The following is a 1,094-nucleotide window of genomic DNA, read 5'->3' on the forward strand; positions in this document are numbered from 1 at the left end:
GTCCCGGTGAGCCGCCCGTCCCCGGTCCGGGTGGCGTGTCCGACCCGCACCCCGGCGACATCTGTCAGCGCGTCAACTGTCATGGCCGCCAGTCTGCCCGAGCCCCGCCGGCCACCGAAGGGCTCAGCCCGGCCGCCGAAGGGCTCAGCCGGTCGCTGTCCCGGCTTTCGCCGTGCGTTCCCTCCGGACCATGCGGGCCGTCAGGGTCACCCCGGTCGCCACCGCCGCCGCGCAGACCAGGCCCGCCGCGAGCACCGACCAGCCGCCCAGGAAGGTGCAGCCGAGCACCAGCAGCGCGGTGACCGGCAGCACCAGCTGCTGGGCGATGCCCACCTTGAAGTGCCGTGCGTGCAGGGCCCAGACGGTCAGCAGATACAGCGCCGTCGGCAGGGTCACCGCCGCCGACGCGGCCGCCGTGGACAGGTGTGCCGAGCCGACCGTCTCCTCCACGGCCACCTCCAGGCCCGCGCCGATCGCCGCCGCCGAGGAGAAGATCAGATAGTGGCCGTATCCCCACAGGAACGCCCGTCCGCTGGAGCGCAGATGACCGTGGATGGGCACCACGAAGTAGATCCACCAGGCGGAGAACACGATCAGGAGCCCGCCCGCCGCGATCGGCAGCAGCTCGCCCAGTGCCGAGTGCTCGTCCACGGCCGACTTCACGGCGACCGTGGCGGAGGCGATCGTCTCGCCGAGCACGATGATCGTGAACAGTCCGTACCGCTCGGCGATGTGGTGCGGATGCCAGGAGGTCTCGTACTCCCGCTCGGCGAACAGCGGCACGCACATCTCCGCGATCGCCATCACCAGGAACACCCAGGGGCGGGCGGGCTGCGGCAGCACCACCAGACCGGCCCAGCCGACCTGGCACAGCAGCACCCCGCCCGCGTAGCGCAGCGCGGCCCTGCGTTCGCCGCCCTCGGCGGTCCGCGCGGCTCGCAGCCACTGGGTGGCCATCGCGAGCCGCATGATCACATAGCCGAGCCAGACCGTCATGTAGTCGTGCTGCTGGAAGGCCCGGGAGACACCGGCGGCCAGCACCAGGACGCCGGCGATCTGCACCAGGGTGACGACCCGGTAGAGCACGTCGTCGT

General features: G+C 71.9%; 1 protein-coding gene. It reads right to left on the reverse strand.

Annotation, left to right across the window (positions count from 1 at the left end):
- Positions 1-144 precede the first annotated feature (144 nt).
- Positions 145-1,094 (reverse strand): low temperature requirement protein A (locus ACPC54_RS42265; RefSeq protein ID WP_498973086.1); only part of this gene is annotated, 950 nt, incomplete at its 5' end.

This window comes from Kitasatospora sp. NPDC094028 (assembly GCF_049543595.1).
GTDB lineage: Bacteria > Actinomycetota > Actinomycetes > Streptomycetales > Streptomycetaceae > Kitasatospora.